The sequence below is a fragment of the Zhengella sedimenti genome, assembly GCF_046506625.1.
In the GTDB taxonomy this organism is placed as follows: domain Bacteria; phylum Pseudomonadota; class Alphaproteobacteria; order Rhizobiales; family Rhizobiaceae; genus Zhengella; species Zhengella sedimenti.
The window spans coordinates 59,222-80,281 of sequence record NZ_JBKFFP010000008.1 but is presented as its reverse complement, the minus strand read 5'-3'; the positions used below and the strand labels follow the sequence as shown (position 1 = coordinate 80,281).

The 21,060-nt window shown below is 65.3% G+C and carries 24 protein-coding genes; 15 read left to right on the top strand and 9 right to left on the bottom strand.

Annotated features, from left to right (window positions below; all coding sequences use genetic code 11):
* Positions 1–6: 6 nt before the first annotated feature.
* Positions 7–699 (top strand): acyl-homoserine-lactone synthase, encoded by a 693-nt coding sequence (locus ACLB6G_RS18400; RefSeq protein ID WP_410357686.1) that lies wholly within the window; start codon positions 7–9, stop codon positions 697–699.
* A gap of 70 nt (positions 700–769) precedes the next feature.
* A complete protein-coding gene (locus ACLB6G_RS18395; protein WP_410357685.1) occupies positions 770–967 on the top strand; it encodes a LuxR C-terminal-related transcriptional regulator in 198 nt (65 codons plus the stop codon).
* Between the two features lie 79 nt (positions 968–1,046).
* On the opposite strand, the gene ACLB6G_RS18390 is transcribed toward ACLB6G_RS18395, so the two are convergent.
* Both ACLB6G_RS18390 and ACLB6G_RS18385 read right to left on the bottom strand, forming a co-directional pair.
* Positions 1,047–1,964 (bottom strand): flagellin N-terminal helical domain-containing protein, encoded by a 918-nt coding sequence (locus tag ACLB6G_RS18390; RefSeq protein ID WP_410357684.1) that lies wholly within the window; start codon positions 1,962–1,964, stop codon positions 1,047–1,049.
* Positions 1,965–2,142: 178 nt separating this feature from the next.
* A complete protein-coding gene (locus tag ACLB6G_RS18385; protein WP_410357683.1) occupies positions 2,143–2,574 on the bottom strand; it encodes a hypothetical protein in 432 nt (143 codons plus the stop codon).
* A 268-nt stretch (positions 2,575–2,842) separates the two neighbouring features.
* On the opposite strand from ACLB6G_RS18385, the gene ACLB6G_RS18380 reads away from it, so the two are divergent.
* From ACLB6G_RS18380 to ACLB6G_RS18355, 6 genes are all read left to right on the top strand, one after another.
* Positions 2,843–3,763 carry a flagellin N-terminal helical domain-containing protein gene (locus ACLB6G_RS18380; protein ID WP_410357682.1) on the top strand — a complete coding sequence of 307 codons (921 nt, stop codon included), beginning with the start codon at positions 2,843–2,845 and terminating at the stop codon, positions 3,761–3,763.
* A gap of 137 nt (positions 3,764–3,900) precedes the next feature.
* On the top strand, positions 3,901–5,556 hold the full coding sequence (gene fliF / locus ACLB6G_RS18375; protein ID WP_410357681.1) for a flagellar basal-body MS-ring/collar protein FliF: 1,656 nt from the start codon (positions 3,901–3,903) through the stop codon (positions 5,554–5,556).
* A complete protein-coding gene (locus ACLB6G_RS18370; protein WP_410357680.1) occupies positions 5,553–6,488 on the top strand; it encodes a hypothetical protein in 936 nt (311 codons plus the stop codon). The genes fliF and ACLB6G_RS18370 overlap by 4 nt, the downstream gene beginning before the upstream one ends.
* Complete coding sequence (locus tag ACLB6G_RS18365) at positions 6,481–7,671, top strand: MotB family protein (protein ID WP_410357679.1); 1,191 nt, start codon at positions 6,481–6,483, stop codon at positions 7,669–7,671. The genes ACLB6G_RS18370 and ACLB6G_RS18365 overlap by 8 nt, the downstream gene beginning before the upstream one ends.
* Complete coding sequence (locus ACLB6G_RS18360) at positions 7,668–9,077, top strand: hypothetical protein (RefSeq protein ID WP_410357678.1); 1,410 nt, start codon at positions 7,668–7,670, stop codon at positions 9,075–9,077. The genes ACLB6G_RS18365 and ACLB6G_RS18360 overlap by 4 nt, the downstream gene beginning before the upstream one ends.
* Positions 9,074–10,408 carry a flagellar hook-length control protein FliK gene (locus tag ACLB6G_RS18355; RefSeq protein ID WP_410357677.1) on the top strand — a complete coding sequence of 445 codons (1,335 nt, stop codon included), beginning with the start codon at positions 9,074–9,076 and terminating at the stop codon, positions 10,406–10,408. The genes ACLB6G_RS18360 and ACLB6G_RS18355 overlap by 4 nt, the downstream gene beginning before the upstream one ends.
* Here the strand turns inward: ACLB6G_RS18355 and ACLB6G_RS18350 are convergent.
* From ACLB6G_RS18350 to motA, 7 genes are all read right to left on the bottom strand, one after another.
* On the bottom strand, positions 10,399–11,430 hold the full coding sequence (locus ACLB6G_RS18350; protein WP_410357676.1) for a diguanylate cyclase domain-containing protein: 1,032 nt from the start codon (positions 11,428–11,430) through the stop codon (positions 10,399–10,401). The two genes, ACLB6G_RS18355 and ACLB6G_RS18350, sit on opposite strands and share 10 nt — an antisense overlap.
* A 271-nt stretch (positions 11,431–11,701) precedes the next feature.
* Entirely contained in the window at positions 11,702–12,136 is a 435-nt protein-coding gene (locus ACLB6G_RS18345) for a hypothetical protein (RefSeq protein ID WP_410357675.1), read from the bottom strand.
* A gap of 6 nt (positions 12,137–12,142) precedes the next feature.
* Complete coding sequence (flhB, locus tag ACLB6G_RS18340; protein ID WP_410357674.1) at positions 12,143–13,204, bottom strand: flagellar biosynthesis protein FlhB; 1,062 nt, start codon at positions 13,202–13,204, stop codon at positions 12,143–12,145.
* A gap of 14 nt (positions 13,205–13,218) precedes the next feature.
* The gene (locus ACLB6G_RS18335) at positions 13,219–14,214 is read right to left on the bottom strand and encodes a FliG C-terminal domain-containing protein (protein WP_410357673.1); all 996 of its coding nucleotides are present in this window, start codon (positions 14,212–14,214) and stop codon (positions 13,219–13,221) included.
* 26 nt (positions 14,215–14,240) lie between these two features.
* Entirely contained in the window at positions 14,241–14,591 is a 351-nt protein-coding gene (locus ACLB6G_RS18330; RefSeq protein ID WP_410357672.1) for a FliM/FliN family flagellar motor switch protein, read from the bottom strand.
* A complete protein-coding gene (locus ACLB6G_RS18325; RefSeq protein WP_410357671.1) occupies positions 14,588–15,484 on the bottom strand; it encodes a FliM/FliN family flagellar motor C-terminal domain-containing protein in 897 nt (298 codons plus the stop codon). The genes ACLB6G_RS18330 and ACLB6G_RS18325 overlap by 4 nt, the downstream gene beginning before the upstream one ends.
* Positions 15,484–16,347, bottom strand: coding sequence for a flagellar motor stator protein MotA (motA, locus tag ACLB6G_RS18320; RefSeq protein WP_410357670.1), 864 nt, complete (start codon positions 16,345–16,347; stop codon positions 15,484–15,486). Before motA ends, ACLB6G_RS18325 begins: the two co-directional genes overlap by 1 nt.
* 136 nt (positions 16,348–16,483) lie before the next feature.
* On the opposite strand from motA, the gene ACLB6G_RS18315 reads away from it, so the two are divergent.
* The 7 genes from ACLB6G_RS18315 (at position 16,484) to ACLB6G_RS18285 (ending at position 21,050) form a co-directional block, all read left to right on the top strand.
* Positions 16,484–17,257, top strand: coding sequence for a DUF1217 domain-containing protein (locus tag ACLB6G_RS18315; RefSeq protein ID WP_410357669.1), 774 nt, complete (start codon positions 16,484–16,486; stop codon positions 17,255–17,257).
* Positions 17,258–17,261: 4 nt separating this feature from the next.
* Positions 17,262–17,984 carry a flagellar basal-body rod protein FlgF gene (flgF, locus tag ACLB6G_RS18310; protein WP_410357668.1) on the top strand — a complete coding sequence of 241 codons (723 nt, stop codon included), beginning with the start codon at positions 17,262–17,264 and terminating at the stop codon, positions 17,982–17,984.
* 4 nt (positions 17,985–17,988) lie between these two features.
* Positions 17,989–19,389, top strand: coding sequence for a FliI/YscN family ATPase (locus tag ACLB6G_RS18305; protein ID WP_410357667.1), 1,401 nt, complete (start codon positions 17,989–17,991; stop codon positions 19,387–19,389).
* A 1-nt stretch (position 19,390) separates the two neighbouring features.
* On the top strand, positions 19,391–19,864 hold the full coding sequence (locus ACLB6G_RS18300) for a hypothetical protein (protein ID WP_410357666.1): 474 nt from the start codon (positions 19,391–19,393) through the stop codon (positions 19,862–19,864).
* Positions 19,865–19,929: 65 nt separating this feature from the next.
* Positions 19,930–20,310, top strand: coding sequence for a flagellar basal body rod protein FlgB (gene flgB / locus ACLB6G_RS18295; protein ID WP_410357665.1), 381 nt, complete (start codon positions 19,930–19,932; stop codon positions 20,308–20,310).
* Positions 20,311–20,313: 3 nt separating this feature from the next.
* Complete coding sequence (flgC, locus tag ACLB6G_RS18290) at positions 20,314–20,730, top strand: flagellar basal body rod protein FlgC (RefSeq protein WP_410357664.1); 417 nt, start codon at positions 20,314–20,316, stop codon at positions 20,728–20,730.
* The gene (locus ACLB6G_RS18285) at positions 20,730–21,050 is read left to right on the top strand and encodes a flagellar hook-basal body complex protein FliE (protein WP_410357663.1); all 321 of its coding nucleotides are present in this window, start codon (positions 20,730–20,732) and stop codon (positions 21,048–21,050) included. Before flgC ends, ACLB6G_RS18285 begins: the two co-directional genes overlap by 1 nt.
* Positions 21,051–21,060: the final 10 nt, after the last annotated feature.

Below are 21,060 nucleotides of genomic sequence, written 5' to 3'. Positions count from 1 at the left end.
GTTGCAATGTTCATTCTTGTGCAAGCGGATGACTATACAGAATATCATGCATTACTGGGACAAATGTACAGGCTCCGCAAGAGGGTTTTTCATGACGATCTGGGCTGGGATGTCGGGATCCGGGGCGATGCCGAAATCGATTCCTACGACGACCTGAAGCCGGCCTATCTGCTCTGGACAGATGACCGCGCCGAAATCCTGGTCGGTTCCTTGCGGCTGATGCCGACAATGGGTCCGACGCTGCTCAATGATGTGTTCCGCACCACCTATCCGGAGGGGATGGACCTTTGCCATCCGCGTATCTGGGAGGGCACGCGCATGTGCGTCGACATCGCGCGCCTGCAGGTCGTCCATCCGGGCATGAGCGGACAGACCGCGATGTGCCTCATGCTCCTGGCCCTCGGCGAATGCGCATTGGCGAACGGAATCGAGACCCTCGTTTCAAACTACGAGCCGCACATGCGCCGCATCTATCAGAAATCCGGTGCCGCACTGGACGAAATCGGCCGGAGCGACATTTTCGGGAAACGTCCGGTCTGCTGCGGTCTTTTCCGGGTCGATGAAGAGGTCCTTGCGCGCATGCGCAAGGCGCTTGCGCTTCAGGGTGTGGCGCTGACGCCTTTCAGGGATCCGGCACCGCACGCGCGGCGCCGCTGGATGGCCAGGAATTCGGGCGGCGTCATGGCACACGCCGCCTGAGACGTCCCCTTGAACGGGGAAGGACCGTGTTTAGCGCATGCAGGGGCGGATTGGAGAAAGGTGGCGGGAAATGCCCGAATGGAGCAGGATCGAGCAGGACTATCTGCGTCTTCTGGCCGATGGGGCCGGTCGTGAGGAGGTGATCCGCCGCCTGGGCGTCAGCGAGCATACCACGAAGCTGATTCGCTGCCGGATCATGCGGAAACTCGGTGTCGAGACGACAGAAGACCTGCTGGCCCGTTACGCGGCCAACAGGCTGGCGTGCTGACGGGTCACCTTCTGTCCCCCCGTTCTTCGCGCGACGCTGCGCGCGAATGCGTCAACCCGTCCGGCCGGTCCGCCGGACGTTACTGGAAGAGGCTCAGGATGCTCTGGGCCGAGGAATTGGCAATCGACAGGGCCTGGATGCCGAGCTGCTGCTGGGTCTGCAGCGCCTGAAGCCGGGTCGATTCCTCCGTCATGTCGGCGTCCACGAGAGTGCCGATGCCCCGCTCGACGGCATCGAGCAGCGTGTTGACGAAATCCCTCTGCATGGAAATCCGGCTCTTGGTCGCGCCAAGGTCGGCCGCTGCGGACGTCAGCGAGACATGGGCCGCGTCGACGGCGGAGATCATGTCGTCGAGGTCCGTGTTGTCCATGCCTGCCGCGGTGATGTCGAGCGTATGGACCGAGACGCTGAGCGCGCCAGCGCCTGTCGTCGTGAAGGTCGAGTCCATGAGACCGCTCTGGTCGGCATCGTCGAAGAGTTCGATATTGGCCGTGTCGATCTGGATGGTGTTGACCGTCACGCCGGTGCCTGCACGTGTGAAGGAGGATACGACTTCCTTGACCTGCACGTAGTTGGCGGCGCTGGAGTCCACCGAGAGCCAGTTCTCGCCCGAGAAGGAAGCGGAATCGGCGATTGCCCGCAACTGGGCCTGCAGTTCCACGATCTCGCTCTGGATGCTGGCCTTGTCGACACCGGGCTCGCGCGCGGCCACGAGCTTCGACTTGATGTTGTCGACCACCTCGATCGTCGAATTGAGGCTCATATAGGTGACGTCGATCTTCGCCGTGCCGAGTCCAAGTGCATCCTGCACCGTGGACAGCGCCTTGCTGTCGGACCGCATGATGGTCGCGATCGACCAGTAGGCGGCATTGTCGGCGGCTTCTGAAACGCGGTAGCCTGTGGAAACGCGGTTCTGTGTTTGCTGGAGCGCTGTATTGGTCGCATTGAGCGTCCGCAGCGCAATCATTGCGGCGGGGTTCGTCTTGATGCTGGTCACGGTCCCGATCCTGTAGGGAACAAGGGGAACATCCTGGCGCCCAGGGCACGGTGATGCGGCATCATGCCTGGATCGTCACGATCCACCACCGTCTTTCGCTCGCTACGCAATTAACAACGTATCACCAGATTATTCAGTATGGTTAACAAATGTTCAACGACATTGCGGGCGAAAAAAATCATATCCGTTTCAGATACTTGATGCGCGTTACCTCGAGGTCCCTGATCAGCGGCGCGGCGTATCGGCTGTTTGCGGCGGCCTCGAGCCGGGACTGGAGCCACCCTGATTCGGGAGCCTCGTCCTCGCCGGCGGGAAAGTCCTGCGTGTCATGCAGCAGCTGCAGCAGTGCGTCGCTGAGATACCAGACGGCGACATTGTCCTCCACGCCCGGTGCCAGGGCGCCGGAGACATTGGCCACGATATAGCCTTTGACGGACCCGCCGGAGAACACGGGCGCGATCAGGTCCGTTTCGTTCATCATCCTGGCCACCGCCGGCGCGGGGTCGGCCTGTTCGGGTCTTTCCGCCGGTTCCGGCGCCCGCGTCATCAGGAATGCGGCGGCGAGGACGGAAACCATGCCGGACACTGCCACGATCGCATGTCTGATCATGAATGAGCACCTGCTTCCTTTGGTCGTTCTGGATAGCCTGCCAAGCTTGCGCGAGGGATGCGTGTCAACGCTTTGGTAACCTTGGGGGGAAGTGCCTTTCCCCGAAGACGGCCTTTGAGGCAACCCATTTAGGGATCGGAAACGAAATCCCCCTATACCGGCTCATGAAACGGCAGAGGCGTCATTTCCGTGACGCGTGGCATGATGCCAGACTGCTGTACCGGACGGCCCGGTATGTCCCTTTTCTGGAAGTTTGGAGGGACAATTCATGTCCAGCATCATTACCAACTCTGCTGCTATGACCGCACTCAAGTCATTGCAGATGACCAACCAGGCCATGGAAACGACCCAGAACCGGATCTCGACCGGTTACCGCGTTGCCGAGGCTTCCGACAACGCCGCCTACTGGTCCATCGCCACGACGATGCGGTCCGACAACAAGGCGCTGTCGACGGTCCAGGACGCCCTTGGCCTGGGTTCCGCCAAGGTCGATACGGCCTATACCGGCATGAACTCTGCCATCGACGTGGTCGACGAAATCAAGTCCAAGCTGGTGGCCTCGCGTGAACCCGGCGTCGACCGGTCCAAGATCCAGTCCGAAATCACCGAATTGCAGAACCAGCTGGTCTCCATTGCCGAATCCGCTTCGTTCTCCGGCGAGAACTGGCTGTCGGTCGACTCCAGCGCAGCCGGTTTCGTGGCGACGAAGGAAATCGTCGGTTCCTTCACCCGTGCCTCTGACGGCTCCGTTTCTGTCGGTCTCATCAATGTCGACACCACGACGACCGAACTGTTCGACGCCAATGACCAGTCCGGCATTCTCGACTCCACCTTCACCACGACCGGCGCTGGCGCCGTGACGGTTTCGGTGTCCGATCTGGACATCACCGCTGCCGGCATTGACGACACCGACATCGACGACATGATCTCCAACGTCGATTCCGCCCTGTCCTCGATGACGACCGCGGCGGCCAATCTCGGCGCCGCCAAGAGCCGCATCAACATCCAGACGAACTTCGTCTCGAACCTGATGGACTCCATCGACCGCGGCGTCGGCCAGCTTGTCGATGCCGACATGACCGAGGAATCGACCCGCCTTCAGGCCCTTCAGACCCAGCAGCAGCTGGGCATCCAGGCCCTGTCGATGGCCAACGCTTCCTCCTCCTCGATCCTGTCGCTGTTCCGCTGATCGGATTGACGGACTGACACCATTGGAAGGCCGCCTCCGGGCGGCCTTTTTCCTTTCCGCGGCCCGGCTGGAACCGCCGCTCCAATTCCGCGCAAGTTTCGCCAGTTAGCTTGTCTGCCAATCAGGCGGAGCAGCATGTGGCAGATCAACTCCAGACATTGATCGGCAATTTGAAGGGCTTGGGCACGGCAAGGCTGATGGCCCTTGCTGCGGCCATGGTTGCCGTCGTGGTGCTCGTCGCCGGCGGGTCCTGGTTCATGAGCCGTCCCACCTACGAGACGCTCTATATCGGCCTTGACCGCGACGACGTGAACCGCATGGGCATCGTCCTCTCCGAAGCCGGCATCGCCTATGACATCGATACCAAGGGCGGGACCTTTCTCGTCGAGGCGGGCCAGACCAGCCGCGCGCGCATGATCCTGGCCGAGAAGGGGCTCCCCGGCAGCGCGGGCGCAGGCTATGAACTGTTCGACAATCTCGGCACGCTCGGCCTGACATCCTTCATGCAGGAAGTCACGCGCGTGCGGGCGCTCGAGGGCGAGATCGCGCGGACGATCCAGTCCGTTTCCGGCATCAAGGCGGCGCGCGTCCATATTGTCATTCCGGACGAGGCGGGCTTTCGCGACCGTGACCGCCGGCCGACCGCATCCGTGCTGATCCGCACGAACGGCTCCGATATCAGCTCCAAGGCGATGGGCATCCGTCATCTCGTTGCCGCCGCGGTTCCCGGCCTGTCACGCACCGACGTCACCGTCCTGGACGCGTCCGGAAAGCTGCTGGCCGCCGGCGAGGATACGTTCGGCGACGCCATCAGCGTGTCGCTCGACCTGGAAAAGAACGTCGAGAACGAACTGGCGCAGAAGATCTCCGATGCCCTCCGGCCGCATATCGGAAACCAGAACTTCCGCGTCTCGGTCAATGCGGATCTCGATACCGATCGCCGGCAGATCGAGGAAACCATCTACGATCCCGATTCGCGCGTCGAGCGTTCGGTCCAGGTCGTGCGCACGCAGGACAGCTCGTCGCAGGCCGAGGCGATGCAGAACACCACCGTCGAACAGAACATACCGACCGATGAGGGAGGGACGGACAGCAATTCGTCCCAGAAGACCCAGGAAAACAGCGAAAGGCGCGAGGAGACGACGAATTACGAGATCAACACCAAGCGTGTTGCGGTCGTCAGCAACGGCTTTTCCATCAAGCGCCTCTCTGTCGCCGTCGTGGTCAACCGGGAGATGCTGGCAAAGACGCTGCCGGAAGGTGTGACGGACCTTGACGAGCGCATCCAGAAGATCCGCGACATGGTCTTCGTCGCCGCGGGCCTTCAGGAGGAACGCGGCGACAGCATCAACGTAACGGCCATCGAATTCCTGCCGGAAGACCTGGAAATGGCGCCGGTCGAGGCCGGCATGGGCGGCGAGATGCAGAGCTACATCAACACCGCCATCAAGGCGGCTGCCTTCGTCGGCGTGGCCCTGCTCGTCATCTTCCTGGGCCTGCGTCCTCTTGCAAGGGCCGCGATTGCCGGACCGGAACCGGAAGCGGCAGTGCCGGGTGCGACGGAAGCCGATTTCGCGGCCGAACTGGGCGTTGGACTGCCCGATCAGGGCCGCGCGGCGCCCGGCGGCCTGCAGTCCGCCCTGTCCGGTCCGGGTGCCGCCGATAGCGGCGATTATCTTCAGGTCCTGCGCAACCAGGGCATGTCCGCCAAGGAGCGCCTCGAAGTCATGATCGACTACGACGAGGAGCGCGCGGTGCAGGTGCTGCGGCGCTGGCTCAATGAGGCGGCATGATGGGCCGGCCCGCGCACTCTCTTCCGGACGACGGCTTCGTCGCCTTTGACCTTGACGAGACCCGCCCCGCGCCCTTCGTGCCGTTGTCGGACGAACAGCCGCAGCAGGCCTGGGAGCCGCTGCCGGGCGCCGCGGAGGAAGAGCCCGCCGTTCCGCCTGTTGCGCAATCCCGCCGCGATGAAAGTCCCGCACCGGCACCCGGAGGATTTCCGGACGTCGCCTCGACCGCGGATCTGCCCGGCCTTGAGTCTGCGCATCCGGGGACGGAGCAGATTGCGCCAGCGCCCGTCATGCAGTCGGGCGCGGAGCCGGACACAGGCTTCGTGGACGGCTTGCCCGCGGACCCCGGCGGGCCGGTGCCGGTTTCCGATGCGCCGGTTCAATCCGGGGAAGTGGCTTCTTCCGGCGATGGCGCCGAGGCACCCGGACCCGCTTTCGGACCGGACGGCGCGGATGTCCCGTCCGACGGCAATGGCGAAGGCGCTGGCAGTGAAAGCGAGGACTACGGTTTCGTGAGTGCCGCGGCGGGAGCGGGCGAGCGCGAAGCCGGGCGGATGGCAGAGGCGCGCCAGCTTTCCGGGCAGCTGGCCGCGGGCCTTGAGCGCATCTCGGTGGAACTGGCGGAGCAATTGTCGGTGACCGTCGGGCGCATCCTCGAGCCGGTCGTCTCGCGCACGGTCCGCGAGCGGATGACGGACCGCTTTCTCAAGGCCGCGTCAGAGGCGCTTGCCATGCGTCCCGAGACGCCATGCAGGCTGGAAGCACCCCGCGACCTGGTTCCCTTCCTGCGCGATGAACTGGAGCGCAAGGGCTATGCCGTCACTGTTGCCGAAGGCCCGGAGGATGGACTGACGCTGCGCCTCGACACGGAAGTGCTGGCGGCGCGCTTTGCCGGACTGGCTGGACTGGCCGGAGACCTCGATAATGAATGACGGGGCCAACGCTCAGGAAATCATCATCGTCAAGCGTAGCGGCGAGGGCGAGGACGGTCATCACGGCGGAGCCTGGAAGATCGCCTTCGCTGATTTCATGACCGCCATGATGGCGCTCTTCCTCGTGCTCTGGCTCATCAATGCCGCCAATGAGGAGACAAAGCGGTCGGTGGCCAGCTATTTCAACCCGATCAAGCTGGTCGAGCGCAATCGCAGCGAGAAGGGCTTGCAGGAGAACGAGGGCGGACCGGCAACCGGCGACAACACCGGACAGGAGGGCAAGGCCGACTTGCCGCACGTGGCCGGCAATACGCCGGTGGAAACCATGAGCGAGGACGCGTTCTTCGCCGATCCGGTCAGGAGCCTGGAGGTCATAGCCGGCCCGCCGGACGTGACCGACTTTCCCGCCGTCGCTGTGCCGGAGCCCTTTTCGCGCGACAGCGGCGCTCCGACCGACGGCTTCGTCGATCCCCTTGCCGCCGAGTACTGGGCGCCGTCGGGCAATTGGGAACAGGATGGCAGCAGGGCATCCGGTGAAGCGGGTGCCTCCGGACAGGAAACGGGGGCCAACCGGGAGGAAGGCGGGGAGGCGGCTGGATTGTCCGCGAGCCCGGACGGGAAGGACAAGGCCGCCGGACCTGCCCCGCAAGCGGACAGCGGGCGTGAGGGAGAGACCGGCGCCGACGTCGGCAAAGCCCCGCAGGAAGAGATGGCGGATGCCGTGGCGGCTGTCTCCGAGACGATCCGGGAAGCGCTGGAGAAGGCACTCGGGCCTGCCTCGGGCCAGCTCTACAGGCTGGAGGTGCAGCCGCAGGATGGCGGTGTGATGATCTCGCTGACCGACCAGCTCGGTTTCCCCATGTTCGAGATCGGTTCCGCTGTCCCCCGTGAACCGCTTGTCCGGGCAATGGACGCGGTCTCCCGGGTGCTGTCCGGGCAGCCGGGGAAGGTTCGTATCTTCGGCCATACGGACGGGCGGCCGATCCGCGCCGAAAACGACGACAACTGGCGCCTGTCCATGGATCGCGCCCGCGCCGCCTTCTTCATGCTCAAGCGCGCGGGCTTCGCCGAGACGCGTATTTCGCAGATCACCGGTTTCGCGGACCGCAAGCTGCGTGTGCCGGAAGATCCCTATGACGACTCCAACCGCCGCATCGAATTGCTGCTGGAGATCGAACAGTGATCGGTCACCGCCTCTGCCTTGCGGCTTTCCTGGCGTTCGCCGTGACCGTCTCCGCCGCCGCCGAGGACAACGGCCCGGTTTCCGGCCATGAGGCGCGGGACAGGACCGGCGGAGAGGCCGCGCCGCCCCCGCCGCCCCTTCCCGAACCCCGCGCCTCGGTGCTGCCAGGCGCGGCCGCGCTCTTGTCGGGTCTTTTTCAGGTTCAGGACAGCATCGTGAAGGGTGAGCGCAGCGCCCTCAAGCTTCAGTCCGATATCCTGCGGATGATGCGTGAGCAGCTGCTTGCCATGCGCGGCAAGCCGATCCTGCCGGAAACAGACATCGGCCCCGTCCTCCTGTTCGGCCTGGCCGGGGGTGATCCGGTGGCCGCCGTCCAGGTGCTTTCCTTCGTGCCCGGGGACCATCCGGACGCGGAACTTTCGCGGGCGGTGGTGTCATATCTGCGCCGCGAGACGCGCGCGGCGCTGTCGCGCTTCGAAACCATCGATCCGCTCGCCCTGCCACTGCCCCTGGGCGCCTATGTCGCCATGGCGAAGGGCAATGCGGCCATGGCCGAGAATCGGGAGGTAGCGGTCCGCAACTTCGATCTCGTCCGGCTTCTGGCGCCCGGAACATTGCTGGAGGAAGTGGCGCTGCGCCGCCTCGTATGGCTGCATGCCGGTTCCGGCGATGCGCCGGCGTTCCACCGGGCAGCGGCCTCCTATGCCAACCGCTTCGCCACCTCGCCCTATTTCGGGCAGTTCCTGAAATTCTTCATGCAAGGCGTCATCCGGTTGCCGACCGATGACGGCATCCGCGTGGTGCTCGATCTTCTGCCGGAGGATGCGCGCGTCACGGTCAAGATGCGCCTTTCGCGGGACGCCCTGATCGCCGGTCGCGACGAAATCGCCGACATCGTGTCGGCGAGCCTGCTCTCCGATCTGGCCGACAGTGCCGACGAGCGGGTCCAGCGCGCGCATCTCTATGCCGGCATGTCGCAGGTGGCCAAGGGCCGGCTGGTCAAGGCCTGGGGCATGCTCAGGCATGTGGACCGGGACAGCGTGCCGCCGGCGGACCGGGAATTGCTCGATGCCGCGCTCCATGCAGTGCGCGAGGCGACCGATGGCGATCCGGAGTCCGCAGCAATGATCACGTCGGCGCTCGGGGATGACCCGGCCGACGGCAAGCCCGGCGAAGGCGTATCCCTGGCACCGGACGCCCGGTCGCCGGCCGCGGGGGGAAGGGTGGAAAGTCCGCTGCCTGGCGCGGGTGCCGGACAAGCGCCGCCGCTGTCGGCCGGAGAAACCGGCATGGAAACCCGCGAGGGCGTGGAAGCCGGGGCGATCGCCGATCTGAAACCGCTGTTCGACAAGGCGAGCGAGCAGATGAAAGCCGTGGACGAACTCTTGAGGAACTTGCCGAAATGATGTCTTTGCTGAAGCCGCCCCCCTTTGCCCTGGGCGCGCATCCCGCCGCCGCCGCGGGCAACAGGGAAAGCGCTTCCGCGCAGCAGACGCGTGAGGCGCCGCCCGGGAAGGGTGCGCAAGGCCAGGCCTTTTCCGCGCTGTTGGCCAGCGGAGACGGCGAGCGCAAGTCGATGCCGCCGGGAAAACCCGCCGTTGCCGGGTATTTCACGCCCGTCCTGCGCGCCGGAGCCGGACCTGTCGCGGATGCGCCGGAGGCGGAGGATGGCGGCGTCTCCCGCGAAGAAGGAAACCCGGACGGCGATGCCGCCGGGATGCAAGGCGCCATGCCTGACCTGCCCGTGCTGCCGGCGTTCGCGGTCATGACAGCTGCCGTGACGGCAGGGCCCCCCGCTTCGACCGGAACGTCACGCCAGGGGCGCGAACCGGCCGCGTTTGCGGGCGCAGCGTTCACAACGCCTGCCGCATCCGAAATCATGGCCGGAGCGGCGGCGCGAGCGGCGACGGAACCGGTCTTGCCGCCGGCATCGAAACCGGGCGAGGGCAGCAATGGGCTCTTGCGGGCGGCTACAACGGCCATGCCGGGTCCGGACGCCGGAGGCAGGCAGGTTTTGCTTGCCCCGGTGCCGGACCGTCCCTCACCGGCGCCAATGCAGGAACCGGCTCAAAGGGCGGCGTCGCGGGACGGCGCGGCTTCGCGCGTCGACGAGCCCGTGCCTGGAAATGCGAAACAGGCACCCGCGCCGGCCGCGCAGGTTTCCCCTGCCGGCTTGATGACGTCCTCGATGCCGGCCGTCGACACGCGATCGCTGGCCACCTCGATCGGTGATCTGGCATCCTCCCTCGGCCGGCCGGACGCCGCCGGGCAGGACCGGCTGCCGGATGGAAGCGTGCTGGCCCATGCGTCCCAAAAGACGATGCGGATCCAGCTCAAGCCGGAGCATCTGGGGCATGTCGCCGTGACGCTGCGGCAGGGCAGCGAGGGCCTCGTTGTCGAGATCCGGGCCGAGACGCAGGAAGGCCGGCGTCTGCTCGAACTGGACGCTGACGGCGTTGCCGACTGGCTTCGCCATCAGGGCTGCACCGTCGCCGAATTGCGCGTGACGGGCGCGCACCAGTCGCAGCCGGCGCCAGGCGCGCTTCAGGGTGGGGGGCAGGAACGGGCCCTGGCCCAGGACTTCGCCGCCGGCGGACAGGCGGAAGCGCGCGAGGGTCGCGGTGGCGCGACGGCGTACCCGGACGGGCGCGGTTCGGGCCGGCAACAGGGTGAGGACCGCGCGCCGGATCGGCAGGATCAGACCGGGCGTCGCGCCTCCGGTGTCATTTACGTGTAGCCGTTCCAGACGATGGCTTCAGCGGGCATCGGCGTGAAGGCGCCCGGCGGCATTCGTCCCAGCGCCTCTTCGCGGGTCAGCGTCTTGAAATGGGGGCCGTTCCTGTCGAAGCGCGCCAAATGGATCGAACCGTCGCCCTTGCCCTTGGACCGGTAGAGCGCCCGGTCGGCCTCGTTCAGCATCGTCTTCAGGTCCGCCGTGTCCGTATCGCAATAGGCAAGGCCGACGCTGCATCCCACGAAGACATGCCGACCGTCGATGTCGAATTCCTCCTGGAACCGTTCCATGAGCGCGTAGGCGGCGTTCTCGGCATCGCGGGCGGTGCCGATGCGCGGCTGGACCACTGCGAATTCGTCGCCGCCCAGCCGGATGATGGTGTCTTCGCGCCGGGCGCCCGCCCGCAGGCGTCCGGCCACCTGCTTGAGGATGTGATCACCCTCGAAATGACCATACACGTCGTTGACCTGCTTGAACCCGTCGAGATCCAGCAGCACCAGTGACGTTCCGCAGCCCGGTTCGCAGCGGGCAAAGGCCTCCTTGCACACCTTTTCCATGACGCGGCGGTTGTAGAGACCGGTCAGCTCGTCGGTGCAGGCCACGTGCTCGATGGTCTTCTGAAGCTTGTGCTGTGCCGTGATGTCATGGTGCGTGCAAAGCCAGCCGCCGTCCTCCATCGGCGCGGCGTTGACCTCGATCACCCGTCCGTTTGTCAGTTCGCAGACCGTGCGCATCGGGTCTCGGTGCGAGAGCATTTCATGGAGATGGGCGAGATATTGCCTGAAGCTCTCTTCGCTGTAGATGCCCCGGTCGGCGCGCATGGCCAGCATGTCGAGCTTGTTGGTGCCCACAAGCGATGTTTCCTGCGGAACGTCGTAGAGCGAGAGGTACTTTTCGTTGTGCAGGACGAGATTGAGTTTCCGGTCGTACAACGCGATTCCCTGTGCCACGCAGGCCATGACAACTTCCAGAACGGAATTCTGGCGGGCAAGCTCCGTGAGCAGCGTTCGCTTGAGGCCTTCCATTGTGTCCCCCGTCGGTCGTCTTTTTGTTCTTCCGGGCATCGCTGGCTTGCTCTTCGGGTTTCCCCCGCGCGGTGGGGGCGCAAGGCCGCACGGGTTTGCCGGGTAGTCCCGTCCGCGCCGATGCCGTCCCGGTCGCATCCCGGTCGCCGATGGGGAATCATTCCCGTGATCATGCTGACACACGGCACTTAAATCGGGGTGAATCCCGTGTCCGGCAATCGAACGATTGCGCAATGAAACCGGTAATCATACGCCGCCCGAGCCGTAGGGCTCAGCGGCAGCGGCTCATCGCGGGAACCTTGCCGTGCCGCTGCATGGCCATGGCCAGATGTTCGGTGTTCCGCTCCGGGAGGTCGTGGCCGGTCGTGAACTGGATGTAGTTCAGGCAGACCTTGGCGCTGTTGCGTTCCAGCGCCACCTGGAGGTAGGCCCGCATGTCCGGGCTCTCCAGTTCGATATCGAGCATGACCCTTGGCGGCGTGGTCCAGTCTGCCGTCACGCTGCTGCCCTGCCCGAGCCGGATGAAGCCGGGCTCGAAGTAAAGCTCGGCGCAGGAATTGACCAGGTCCTCCAGCGAGGCGTGCATGCCCACCGTGATGAAGGCGATGTAGTATTCCGGACTGACCATCTGCAGTTCGGCGATGAAATCACGGATGCCACGGGCAATGAGCCGTTCACGTGTTGCTTTCAGATCGTCCGGTTTCATGCCTGATCACTTTCTGCTGTAGACATAGCGCACCAGTTCCGCGACCGCCTTGTAGAAGGCTTGCGGGATGATCTGGTCGACCTTGACCACCTTGTAGAGACTGCGTGCCAGTTCCACCCTTTCGAAGACGGGCACGCCGTTGGCCTCGGCGAGCGCCCGGATCCTCAGCGCGATCTCGTCGGTGCCCTTGGCCACCACCACGGGAGCGGCATCCCGCTCCGGCTGGTAGCGCAGGGCGATGGCAAAATGCGTCGGGTTGGCGATCACCAGCGTTGCGGTCGGAACCGCGCTCATCATCCGGCTGCGCGCCCGCGCCCGGGCGATCGACCGGATGCGCGCCTTGACCAGGGGATCGCCCTCTGCCTGCTTGTGTTCGTCCTTCACTTCCTGGCGCGTCATGCGCAACTCTTCATACCAGAGGAAGCGGGAGGCGAAGATGTCGATGGCCGTCACCACCGCCATGAAGGCGCAGACCAGCGTCAGCAGGAAGACGACGTTCTGCTCCAGCAGGTGCAGCATGGCCAGCGGATGGAGGTTCACATAACCCACTAGCGCCTCCATGCGGTCGCGCATGAAGAAGATGACAACCGCGAAGGCGAATCCGATCTTGACCAGCGATTTCAGAAATTCGATGAAGCCGCGCTTGCCGAAGACGCGTTTCCAGCCGCTGGCCGGCGAGACGTTCGACCACTTCGGCAGGATGCGGTCGCGAACCATGCGTGGCGTGTTCTGGGCAGCCGAGGCCGCGATGCCGGCCACCGCAAGCACGGCGAAGAGAGGCAGCAGCGTGGTCAGCATCGGCCCGAAGATCGCCGCCAGCGCGTTGGTGGCGTCCAGCCCGGTGTCGAGACGGATGTCGTGGGCATGGCTCATGAAATGGGCAAGCCGCTCGGTGATGACCATGGTCGAGGGCGTGGAGAACAGCGCCATGAAACCGGCCGTGGCCAGCAGCGAGGCGAAGAGCGGGGCTTCCCGCGAGAAAGCGGTCTGGCCCTTCTCCAGCGCGTCACGGATCTTCTTCTCCGTTGGCGCCTCTGTCTTGCTTTCCTTGTCCGGTTGTTCCGACATCGCCGCTCAGCCCGTCAGGCTGCCATTTCGCCGGTTTCGCCGAGCGTGATCTCGCCCTTGTCGATCTTGTCGAGGACGGTGGCCACGATCGCCCGGCGTGCATCGGCGACCACCTGTGGATTGCCTTTCGCGCCGGAGGCCAGGTCGGATTCGATCATGCGGCGGCTGCGCTGGCCGATGGCCGACAGGATGGCTTCGCGAATCTCCTCCCCGGCGCCGCGCAGGGCGTCCGTCAGAACGGTTGCTTCCATGGCGTCCAGGACGCTGGCACGCGCATCCTGGTCGAGGCGCACGATGTCGTCGAAACGGAACAGGCGCGACGTGACCGAGGCAAGCTGGCGCGGTTCGACGCGTTCCTGCAGGTCGTCGAGCAGATCGTCGAGCAGGTCGCGTTCCATCTCGTTGAGGACGGTTGCCAGCCGGCCCGGCTCGTTGACCGGCCCTGCGCTCGCGGTTCCGCCGAAGACCTGGCGCACGCTTTCCTCGATCAGCAGCGCGGCTTCCGGACGCACGTCCTTGGCCGTCAGCATGCGCGCCACGAGGCTGGCCCTGCGCGCCTTGTCCAGCTTCTGCAGGACCTGCGCGGTCAGCGATTCCGGCAGGCGCGACAGGATGTGGGAAGCGGCCTGCTCGTTCTCGCCCGTGACATGGGCGACGATCCGGTCCAAGTCGGCCCTGGCAAGGATGCTCCAGACGTCTTCCTTGCGCTGTTCCGGTTGCCGCTTCTTGCCGTCGGTCAGTTCGGCGAATTCCTCCTCGCCCAGGCTCTTGATGAGCATCTGGTTCATGATGTCGGCGGAATCGACGATGCCCGACCCTTGAGCGAAATCGCCCTCGAACTCGCGGATGATTTCGTCGAGTACCTCCGGTTCGACATTGCGGAACCCCCGCGCGATCTCCAGCAGCGCCTTCATCTCGTGCCTCTTGAAATGCTTCAGCAGTTCCGGTGCTTTCGGGGCGCCGATGGCGACGAGAATGGCGACGGCCTTCTGGGATTTGGTCAGCATCATCTGGGAACGCTTCCGCCGTTGCGCCGTCAATCGTTCAGGCTGTGGATCTTGAGTCCGAAGGTCGGGGTGTGGCCGGGAATGGCCACGAGGAATCCCGTGCCGATCCGCGTGCCGTTGACGATGATGTCCACCGGATCGCCGACCAGCTTGTTGAGCGATACGGTCTGACCGGGCCCGAGATTGGACAGTTCGCCCACCGTCATCTCCACCGCGCCGATGGCCACCTGCACCTTCAGCGGGATGTTCATCAGCGATCCGGACCCTTGCGGCCCTGGCTCTTCGCGGCCGCGGGCACCGACTGCGGTGTCCTGGACCTCGCCTTTCAGTTCGCGGATCGCCTGGTCGAGGTCGTGTTCCGATTTCTCAAGCGGACTCATCGCATTGCTCCGGAATTGTTCGTCCTGGCGCCGTTGGCGCTGTTGATCCGCACGCTGAGCTGGCCGCCGGCCTGGCCGCACTGGCCGGCAAGCACTCGCCGTCCGCCGACGCTGATCTCGCAATCGCGCAGAGCCTGCGCCGGAATGGGAATGACCGAACCGGGCACCAGCCGCCCGATGTCGCGCAACGTCATGTCGTTCAGGTTGACCAGGAACTCGGCGCGCACGCCCAGCCGCTTGAGCATCTCCACGTTGCGGCGCTGGGTTTCGCTGGTGACCGCCAGGCCGTCGAGCGAGATGCCGGTCAGGGCAACGCAGACCGGCCGCACCGCTTCGCCGCACCGGCCGTTCAGGCGGAACAGGTCGGCATGGATCCCGGTCAGCGTGGTCATGTCCACCATCGGGCCGAGGCCGATCTGCGGCATCGGGATTTCCCGCCCGGAGACCGCCGAGATCGCCGCCGCGAGGTTTTCGGCCAGCATGCGGAAGAACGACATTTCAACGCCTGTCAGGCTGGATCTGCCAACCTCGGGTGGAAGCGGTTCGCCGCCCATGAACACCGTCGAGAGGCTTGAGACCAGCGCCATGTCCATCCACAGCACGCAGGTCCGCTCGGGCGTCGCCTCGTCGGCATAGACAGCCACCGCCGATGCGGGTCCGAGCCGGGTATGAAGCGCGTTGAGCGTCCCGTTCTCATGCGCGGAATGTTCCAGCGTCAGGCTGCCGCCGATCTCGTCCTCCAGTTCATCCGCCATCCGCGCGGCGAGATCCTTGCCGAGTTTCTTCAGGATGGCGGCGGCGTCGTTGACCTCCCCGGCGCTGGCATTCTCGTGGAGGCATTTCAGCAGCAATTCGTCCGCGCCGGGCAGGCGTCCGCTCTGCGGGCCGCTCATCACGACACCGCCGGGCTGGTCGTCGTCGATTCCTCGACGGCGTCGATGGAGGGGCGGTCATGGGCGGCAATCGCCTTGCGCCCGAACTCCAGCGCGACCTGCGGAACCGAACCGTTCATGTGGGCGATCAGCGTCTGCTTGGCGACGAAGAACTTGCGCAGGCCCTTCTCGCGCACGATCTTGACCTTGGTGGCGATCGGGCCGACGACGGCGTAGGACAGGAAGATGCCGACGAATGTGCCGACCAGCGCCGCGCCGATCAGGCCGCCCAGCACTTCCGGCGAACTGTTGATCTTGCCCATCGCCTTCACGACGCCCAGCACGGCGGCGACGATGCCGAGCGCCGGCAGACCGTCGGCCACGGCCTGAAGCGCATGGTAGGATTTCAGCCGGTCATGGCGGATGGTGGCGATCTCTTCCTCCATCAGCGCCTCGATCTCGTGCGGACGGGCATTGCCGACGGTCATCAGGCGGCAATAGTCGCAGGTGAAGCTGACGAAGTCCTCGTCTTCCAGCGCCGACGGGTAGGCCTGGAAGATCGGCGATTCATCGGGCGCGTCGATGTGCTTCTCGATCTCGCTCTTCGGCTTGTCCTTCATCGTGCGCAGCAGGCTGTAGAGCAGGCCAAGGATTTCCAGGTACTTTTCCTCGTCGGGAACGGAGTTCTTCAGCGCCTCCATCATGCCCTTGCCGGAATCCTTGACCACGTAGAGCGGATTGGCCACCAGGAAGGTGCCGAGCGCCGCGCCGCCAATGATGACGAATTCCCAGGGCTGGGCGAGAACGCCGATATGCCCGCCCATCGCCATGTAGCCGCCAAGCACGCATCCGAGCGTCACGATCAGTCCAACGATGATGCCCACGCCGAATCCCTTTGCATTACCGTGTCCGACACGATTAGCGGGGCTTTCTTGCGTGAGCCTGATTTGCCCCGCCTTGCCGCGATAGCCTGGCGCAAGGCAGAAGGATTATGCCTGCGTCGATGCAGGAGGCGCGCCGATGCTCAGCACCTATGTGCAATACAATCTGATCGCCGCGAACATGGACCGCTCGGTCGAGGCCATCAATCGCGATCCCGTCGTCAGCCGCGAGACGGAGTATTACCTCGCCAATATCGGCAACATCGATACCGTCGAGGACTTCATCGCCGATACCCGCCTGTTCAACTACGCGATGAAGGCCCATGGCCTCTCGGACATGTCCTACGCCAAGGCCTTCATGACCAAGGTGCTGGAAGAAGGCCATGACGACGACGAGGCGTTCGTCAACCGGCTTGCCGACAACCGCTATGTCGAGTTCGCCAAGACATTCGATTTCAACCGCTACGGCGCCACGGCCACGACCTTCAGCCGTGCCTCGACCGGGGTGGCGGAGAAATATGTCCGCCAGACTCTCGAGGAGAATGCCGGCGAGACCAACACGGCCGTCCGGCTAGCCCTCTATTTCGAGCGCAAGGCCCCCGAAATCACCAGCGTCACCCAGATCCTGGCCGACCAGGCGCTGTTCACGGTGGTGCGCACCAATCTCGGCCTGCCCGAGAGCTTCTCCATGCTCGACATCGACCGGCAGATCGAGATCTTCGAGCAGCGTGTCGACCTCGAGTCGTTTTCCGATCCCGAAGCGGTGGCGAAGCAGATCGAGCGCTTTTCCGCGCTCTGGGACGCCAACAATCCCGACCAGACGGCGGCCAACAACATCGGCCTGCTGTTCTCCAACTCCGCCGCCGGCATCTCGCCGGACCTGATGATGGCCATCCAGACGCTGAAGAGGTAGGACCATGCAGGTTGGAACCTATGTCGGGCTCTCCTCCCAGATGGCCATCGAGCGCCGCCTCGAAACGCTGGCCGACAACGTCGCGAACTCCGGAACGGTCGGCTTCCGCGCGACCCGCATCCAGTTCCACGAGGCCGTGCAGGGCACCGGCGAGGACCAGACGGCGTTCGTGTCCGAGGGGAAGACATATGTCGACGAGCGCTCCGGCGGACTGACGCAGACCGGCAATCCGCTCGACTTCGCCATCCGCGGCAATGGCTGGTTCGCGGTCGAGACCGATGCCGGCATGGTGCTGACCCGCGACGGCCGCTTTTCCATGGATGCGGCCGGCATGCTGGTCAATGTCGATGGCGATCCGGTGCTCGATGCCGGCGGCGCGGCGATCCAACTCAATCCTGCAGCGGGTCAGGTGACCGCTGCCAAGGACGGCCTGCTTTACCAGAACAACCAGCTTGTCGGCTCGCTCGGCCTCTACACCTTCGAGCCGGGCGGCGAGGTGCGGCGGTACGGGGCCTCCGGCATCATTCCCTCCACGCCGGCCGAGCCGGTGGTCGACCGGGCCGATATCGGCACCGTCCAGGGCTTCGTCGAGGAATCCAACGTCGATCCCGTGCGCGAGATGACCAGGCTGATCATGCTCCAGCGCACCTTCGACAGCGTCGCCACCTTGATCAAGGATGCCGACAGCTCGCTCAACAGCGCCGTCCAGCTGCTCGGCGGCAAGTGACGCCATGGCGGTCACGCTCGATCACCTGGAGGCGCTGACCCATTCGCTGGCAGGCAGTGTCCTGCATGGCGGATACGTGGATTCGGTGTCCGCAGGCTTTTATCGCGTCCGCGGCCTGGAACCCCATGTCGCTCTCAACGATGCCGTCTGGGCGGAGAGCGGTGGCCAGCGCCACTGGGGCAAGGTCATCCGCATCGACCCAGACGCGGTGATCGTCGCGCCCTACAGGTCGACTCGCGCGCTCAGGCGCGGCGATGTGGTCCTCGCTCCGGGCCGCGTCCATGCGCCGCGCCCCAACATGGCCTGGCTCGGCCGCGTGCTCGACGCGCTCGGCGAACCGGTCGACGGCGGCGGACCGATTCCCGTTCTGCCCGAGCGCCGTGCCTCCGCACGCGCCGTCGCGCCGCTCGAAAGGGCGCGCGTTGACGCCCCGTTCCGCACCGGCGTCAAGGTCGCCGACATCTTTACCCCGCTGTGCTACGGCCAGCGCATCGGCATCTTCGCCGGCTCCGGCGTCGGCAAGTCGACGCTGCTGTCGATGTTCGCGCGCGCGGACGCTTTCGACGTTGCCGTGATCGCCCTCGTCGGCGAGCGCTCCCGCGAGGTGCGCGAATTCCTCGAAGACACGATCGGACCGGACCAGCGCGGGCGCACCGTCACCGTGGTCGCCACCAGTGACGAAAGCGCCATGATGCGCTGTTCGGCACCGGTCATGGCGCTGGAGGCGGCGGAATATTTCCGCGACCGCGGCATGCGCGTGCTGGTGATGATCGATTCGGTGACGCGCTATGCCCATGCCCTGCGCGAGGTCGGCATCGCGCTCGGCGAACCGCCGATCGCCCGCGGCTATCCGCCCTCGGTCTTTGCCGCCCTGCCGCAACTGATGGAAAGGGCAGGGCCCGGACGCGAGGGGTCCGGTTCCGTGACCGCCATTGCCACGGTTCTCGTCGATGGCGACGACCACAACGACCCCGTCGCCGACACGATGCGCGGCATCCTCGACGGCCACCTTGTCCTCGACCGTCACATTGCCGACCAGGGACGTTTCCCCGCCGTCGACATTCTCGCCTCGCTCTCGCGCCTGGCCCTGCGCGTCTGGAACGAGGAGCAGCGCCTGTTCGTCACGGAACTGCGCGGGCTTGTCGCCCGCTATGAGGAAACCCGCGAGATCCGCATGCTGGGCGGCTGGATCCGGGGCGCCGATCCCGCGCTGGACCAGGCGGTGGAACTCGTGCCCCTTATTTACGAGGCGATGAAACAGGGCCCGCTCGATCCCCCGTCGCTCGATCCCTTCATTGAACTGGCGCGCAGGCTGAAGGAGCGTCAGCGCCAGATGGATGCCCCCGACGCCGCCAAGGCCAATGGCGCCCAGGCGAGAGGGCGTCCCCAGACACCGGAGACATGACATGAACCTTCTGTTCCAGGATCTCGGCTGGAAGGCTGCCGGCGCCGCGCTTTCGGTGGTCTGCGGCGCCTTGCCCTTCTACATCCACTACAACCAGGACCGGTTTTCCCCGCCCGAAATGGCATTTACCGGCGTCGTCGCGGAAGTGGCGGAAGCCGAAACCCGCACGCCCCGGTTCGAGCGGCTCGGCGCATCCGGCCAGGTGACGGTGATCGACAGTGTGGCCACCGGCACCGCCGATCCCGCCGGCCGGCCGGCCGGGGTGCCGCAACAGCCCTTCCCGGGCGATGCCGCGCAACTGCGCCTGCTCTCCGTGTCCGACAATTCCGCGCTCGTGGTCGACGGCGCGGTCGTCCAGCTTGTTCGCGTCGGATCGCGGCTCTCAAGCGGTGCGCGGGTGGATGCCATCCGGGTAACCGCGGCCGGCGGCCAGCTCGTCACGAGCACGGGCGAGGTGCTCGAAGCGGTGCGCTGAACCGGCCGGATGCAAGCTACGCGCAAGTCGAATCGGATAGCCATCTTCCGAAGAAAGGTGGAACGATGCAGATATTGCCCTTGCTCGACCTGGCCCATCAGCAGGCGTCCTGGCTCTCCGACAGGCAGTCGGCGGTGGCGACGAACATCGCCAATGCCAACACGCCGGACTACCGGGCCCGCGATGTGACGCCCTTCGAGGTCTATCTCAACAATTCCGCCGGCCAGCTTGCCGTCACCCAGCCAAGCCACCTGCTTGCCTCCGGGGAGAAGGCATCCTCGGGACAGACGGACCGCACGCCCGGCAACTCCGTCTACCAGACGTCGAGGCCGGTCGTGCTGGAAACCGAACTGCTCAACCAGACGGAACTGCGCAACGAGTACGAACTGAACACGGCCATCGTGAAGGCCTTCCACCGCATGTTCCTGTCCGTGGCAAAGGGGTGATGAATGGATTCCCTGTCAGCCTCCCTCAACGTCGCCTCGTCCGGAATGCATGCCCAGTCGACACGGCTGCGCGTGGTGTCCGAGAACATCGCCAATTCAGCCTCGACCTCGCTCCAGCCGGGCGGCGATCCCTATACGCGCAAGACGATCACCTTCGCCGAGGAGGTCGCGCGCGACATGCCGGTTTCCAAGGTCCGCGTGGCCCGAATCGGCGTTGATGGCGCCGACTATCCCAAGGAGCTCGACCCCGGCAACGCCGCCGCCGACGCCAACGGTTTCGTCAAGCTCCCCAATGTCAACGTCCTGGTGGAAATGGCCGACATGCGTGAGGCCAACCGCTCCTACGAGGCCAATATCCAGGTAATGCGGCAGGTGCGCGAACTCGTTTCCATGACCATCGGCTTGCTGGGTCAGAACTGATGGCCGATCCCGTTTCCGCCCTTTCCGGCCTCTCCGTCCTGTCCCTGCCGCTGCCGTCCGCGACCGGCAACGCGCTTTCCGCCGCGCAGGCGCAGAGTGCCGCGTCGTCGTTCTCCGCGGCGCTCGAACAGGCCGGCACGCATTTCGTCAACACCATGCAGGAGGGCGACCGGATGGCCCTGCGCGGCATTACCGGCAATGCCGGTCCGCGCGAGGTGGTCGACGCCGTGCTGACCGCCGAGCAGACGCTGCAGGCCGCCGTCGCCGTGCGCGACAAGATCGTTTCGGCCTACCTGGAAATCAGCCGGATGAGCATTTGAGGAAGACGCC

Coding starts and splice junctions, on each gene's coding strand:
- ACLB6G_RS18400 (WP_410357686.1), top strand. CDS start 7: ATGTTCATTCTTGTGCAAGCGGATGACTATACAGAATATCATGCATTA.
- ACLB6G_RS18395 (WP_410357685.1), top strand. CDS start 770: ATGCCCGAATGGAGCAGGATCGAGCAGGACTATCTGCGTCTTCTGGCC.
- ACLB6G_RS18385 (WP_410357683.1), bottom strand. CDS start 2,574: ATGATCAGACATGCGATCGTGGCAGTGTCCGGCATGGTTTCCGTCCTC.
- ACLB6G_RS18380 (WP_410357682.1), top strand. CDS start 2,843: ATGTCCAGCATCATTACCAACTCTGCTGCTATGACCGCACTCAAGTCA.
- ACLB6G_RS18370 (WP_410357680.1), top strand. CDS start 5,553: ATGATGGGCCGGCCCGCGCACTCTCTTCCGGACGACGGCTTCGTCGCC.
- ACLB6G_RS18365 (WP_410357679.1), top strand. CDS start 6,481: ATGAATGACGGGGCCAACGCTCAGGAAATCATCATCGTCAAGCGTAGC.
- ACLB6G_RS18355 (WP_410357677.1), top strand. CDS start 9,074: ATGATGTCTTTGCTGAAGCCGCCCCCCTTTGCCCTGGGCGCGCATCCC.
- ACLB6G_RS18350 (WP_410357676.1), bottom strand. CDS start 11,430: ATGGAAGGCCTCAAGCGAACGCTGCTCACGGAGCTTGCCCGCCAGAAT.
- ACLB6G_RS18345 (WP_410357675.1), bottom strand. CDS start 12,136: ATGAAACCGGACGATCTGAAAGCAACACGTGAACGGCTCATTGCCCGT.
- flhB (WP_410357674.1), bottom strand. CDS start 13,204: ATGTCGGAACAACCGGACAAGGAAAGCAAGACAGAGGCGCCAACGGAG.
- ACLB6G_RS18335 (WP_410357673.1), bottom strand. CDS start 14,214: ATGATGCTGACCAAATCCCAGAAGGCCGTCGCCATTCTCGTCGCCATC.
- ACLB6G_RS18330 (WP_410357672.1), bottom strand. CDS start 14,591: ATGAGTCCGCTTGAGAAATCGGAACACGACCTCGACCAGGCGATCCGC.
- ACLB6G_RS18325 (WP_410357671.1), bottom strand. CDS start 15,484: ATGAGCGGCCCGCAGAGCGGACGCCTGCCCGGCGCGGACGAATTGCTG.
- ACLB6G_RS18315 (WP_410357669.1), top strand. CDS start 16,484: ATGCTCAGCACCTATGTGCAATACAATCTGATCGCCGCGAACATGGAC.
- flgF (WP_410357668.1), top strand. CDS start 17,262: ATGCAGGTTGGAACCTATGTCGGGCTCTCCTCCCAGATGGCCATCGAG.
- ACLB6G_RS18305 (WP_410357667.1), top strand. CDS start 17,989: ATGGCGGTCACGCTCGATCACCTGGAGGCGCTGACCCATTCGCTGGCA.
- ACLB6G_RS18300 (WP_410357666.1), top strand. CDS start 19,391: ATGAACCTTCTGTTCCAGGATCTCGGCTGGAAGGCTGCCGGCGCCGCG.
- flgB (WP_410357665.1), top strand. CDS start 19,930: ATGCAGATATTGCCCTTGCTCGACCTGGCCCATCAGCAGGCGTCCTGG.
- flgC (WP_410357664.1), top strand. CDS start 20,314: ATGGATTCCCTGTCAGCCTCCCTCAACGTCGCCTCGTCCGGAATGCAT.
- ACLB6G_RS18285 (WP_410357663.1), top strand. CDS start 20,730: ATGGCCGATCCCGTTTCCGCCCTTTCCGGCCTCTCCGTCCTGTCCCTG.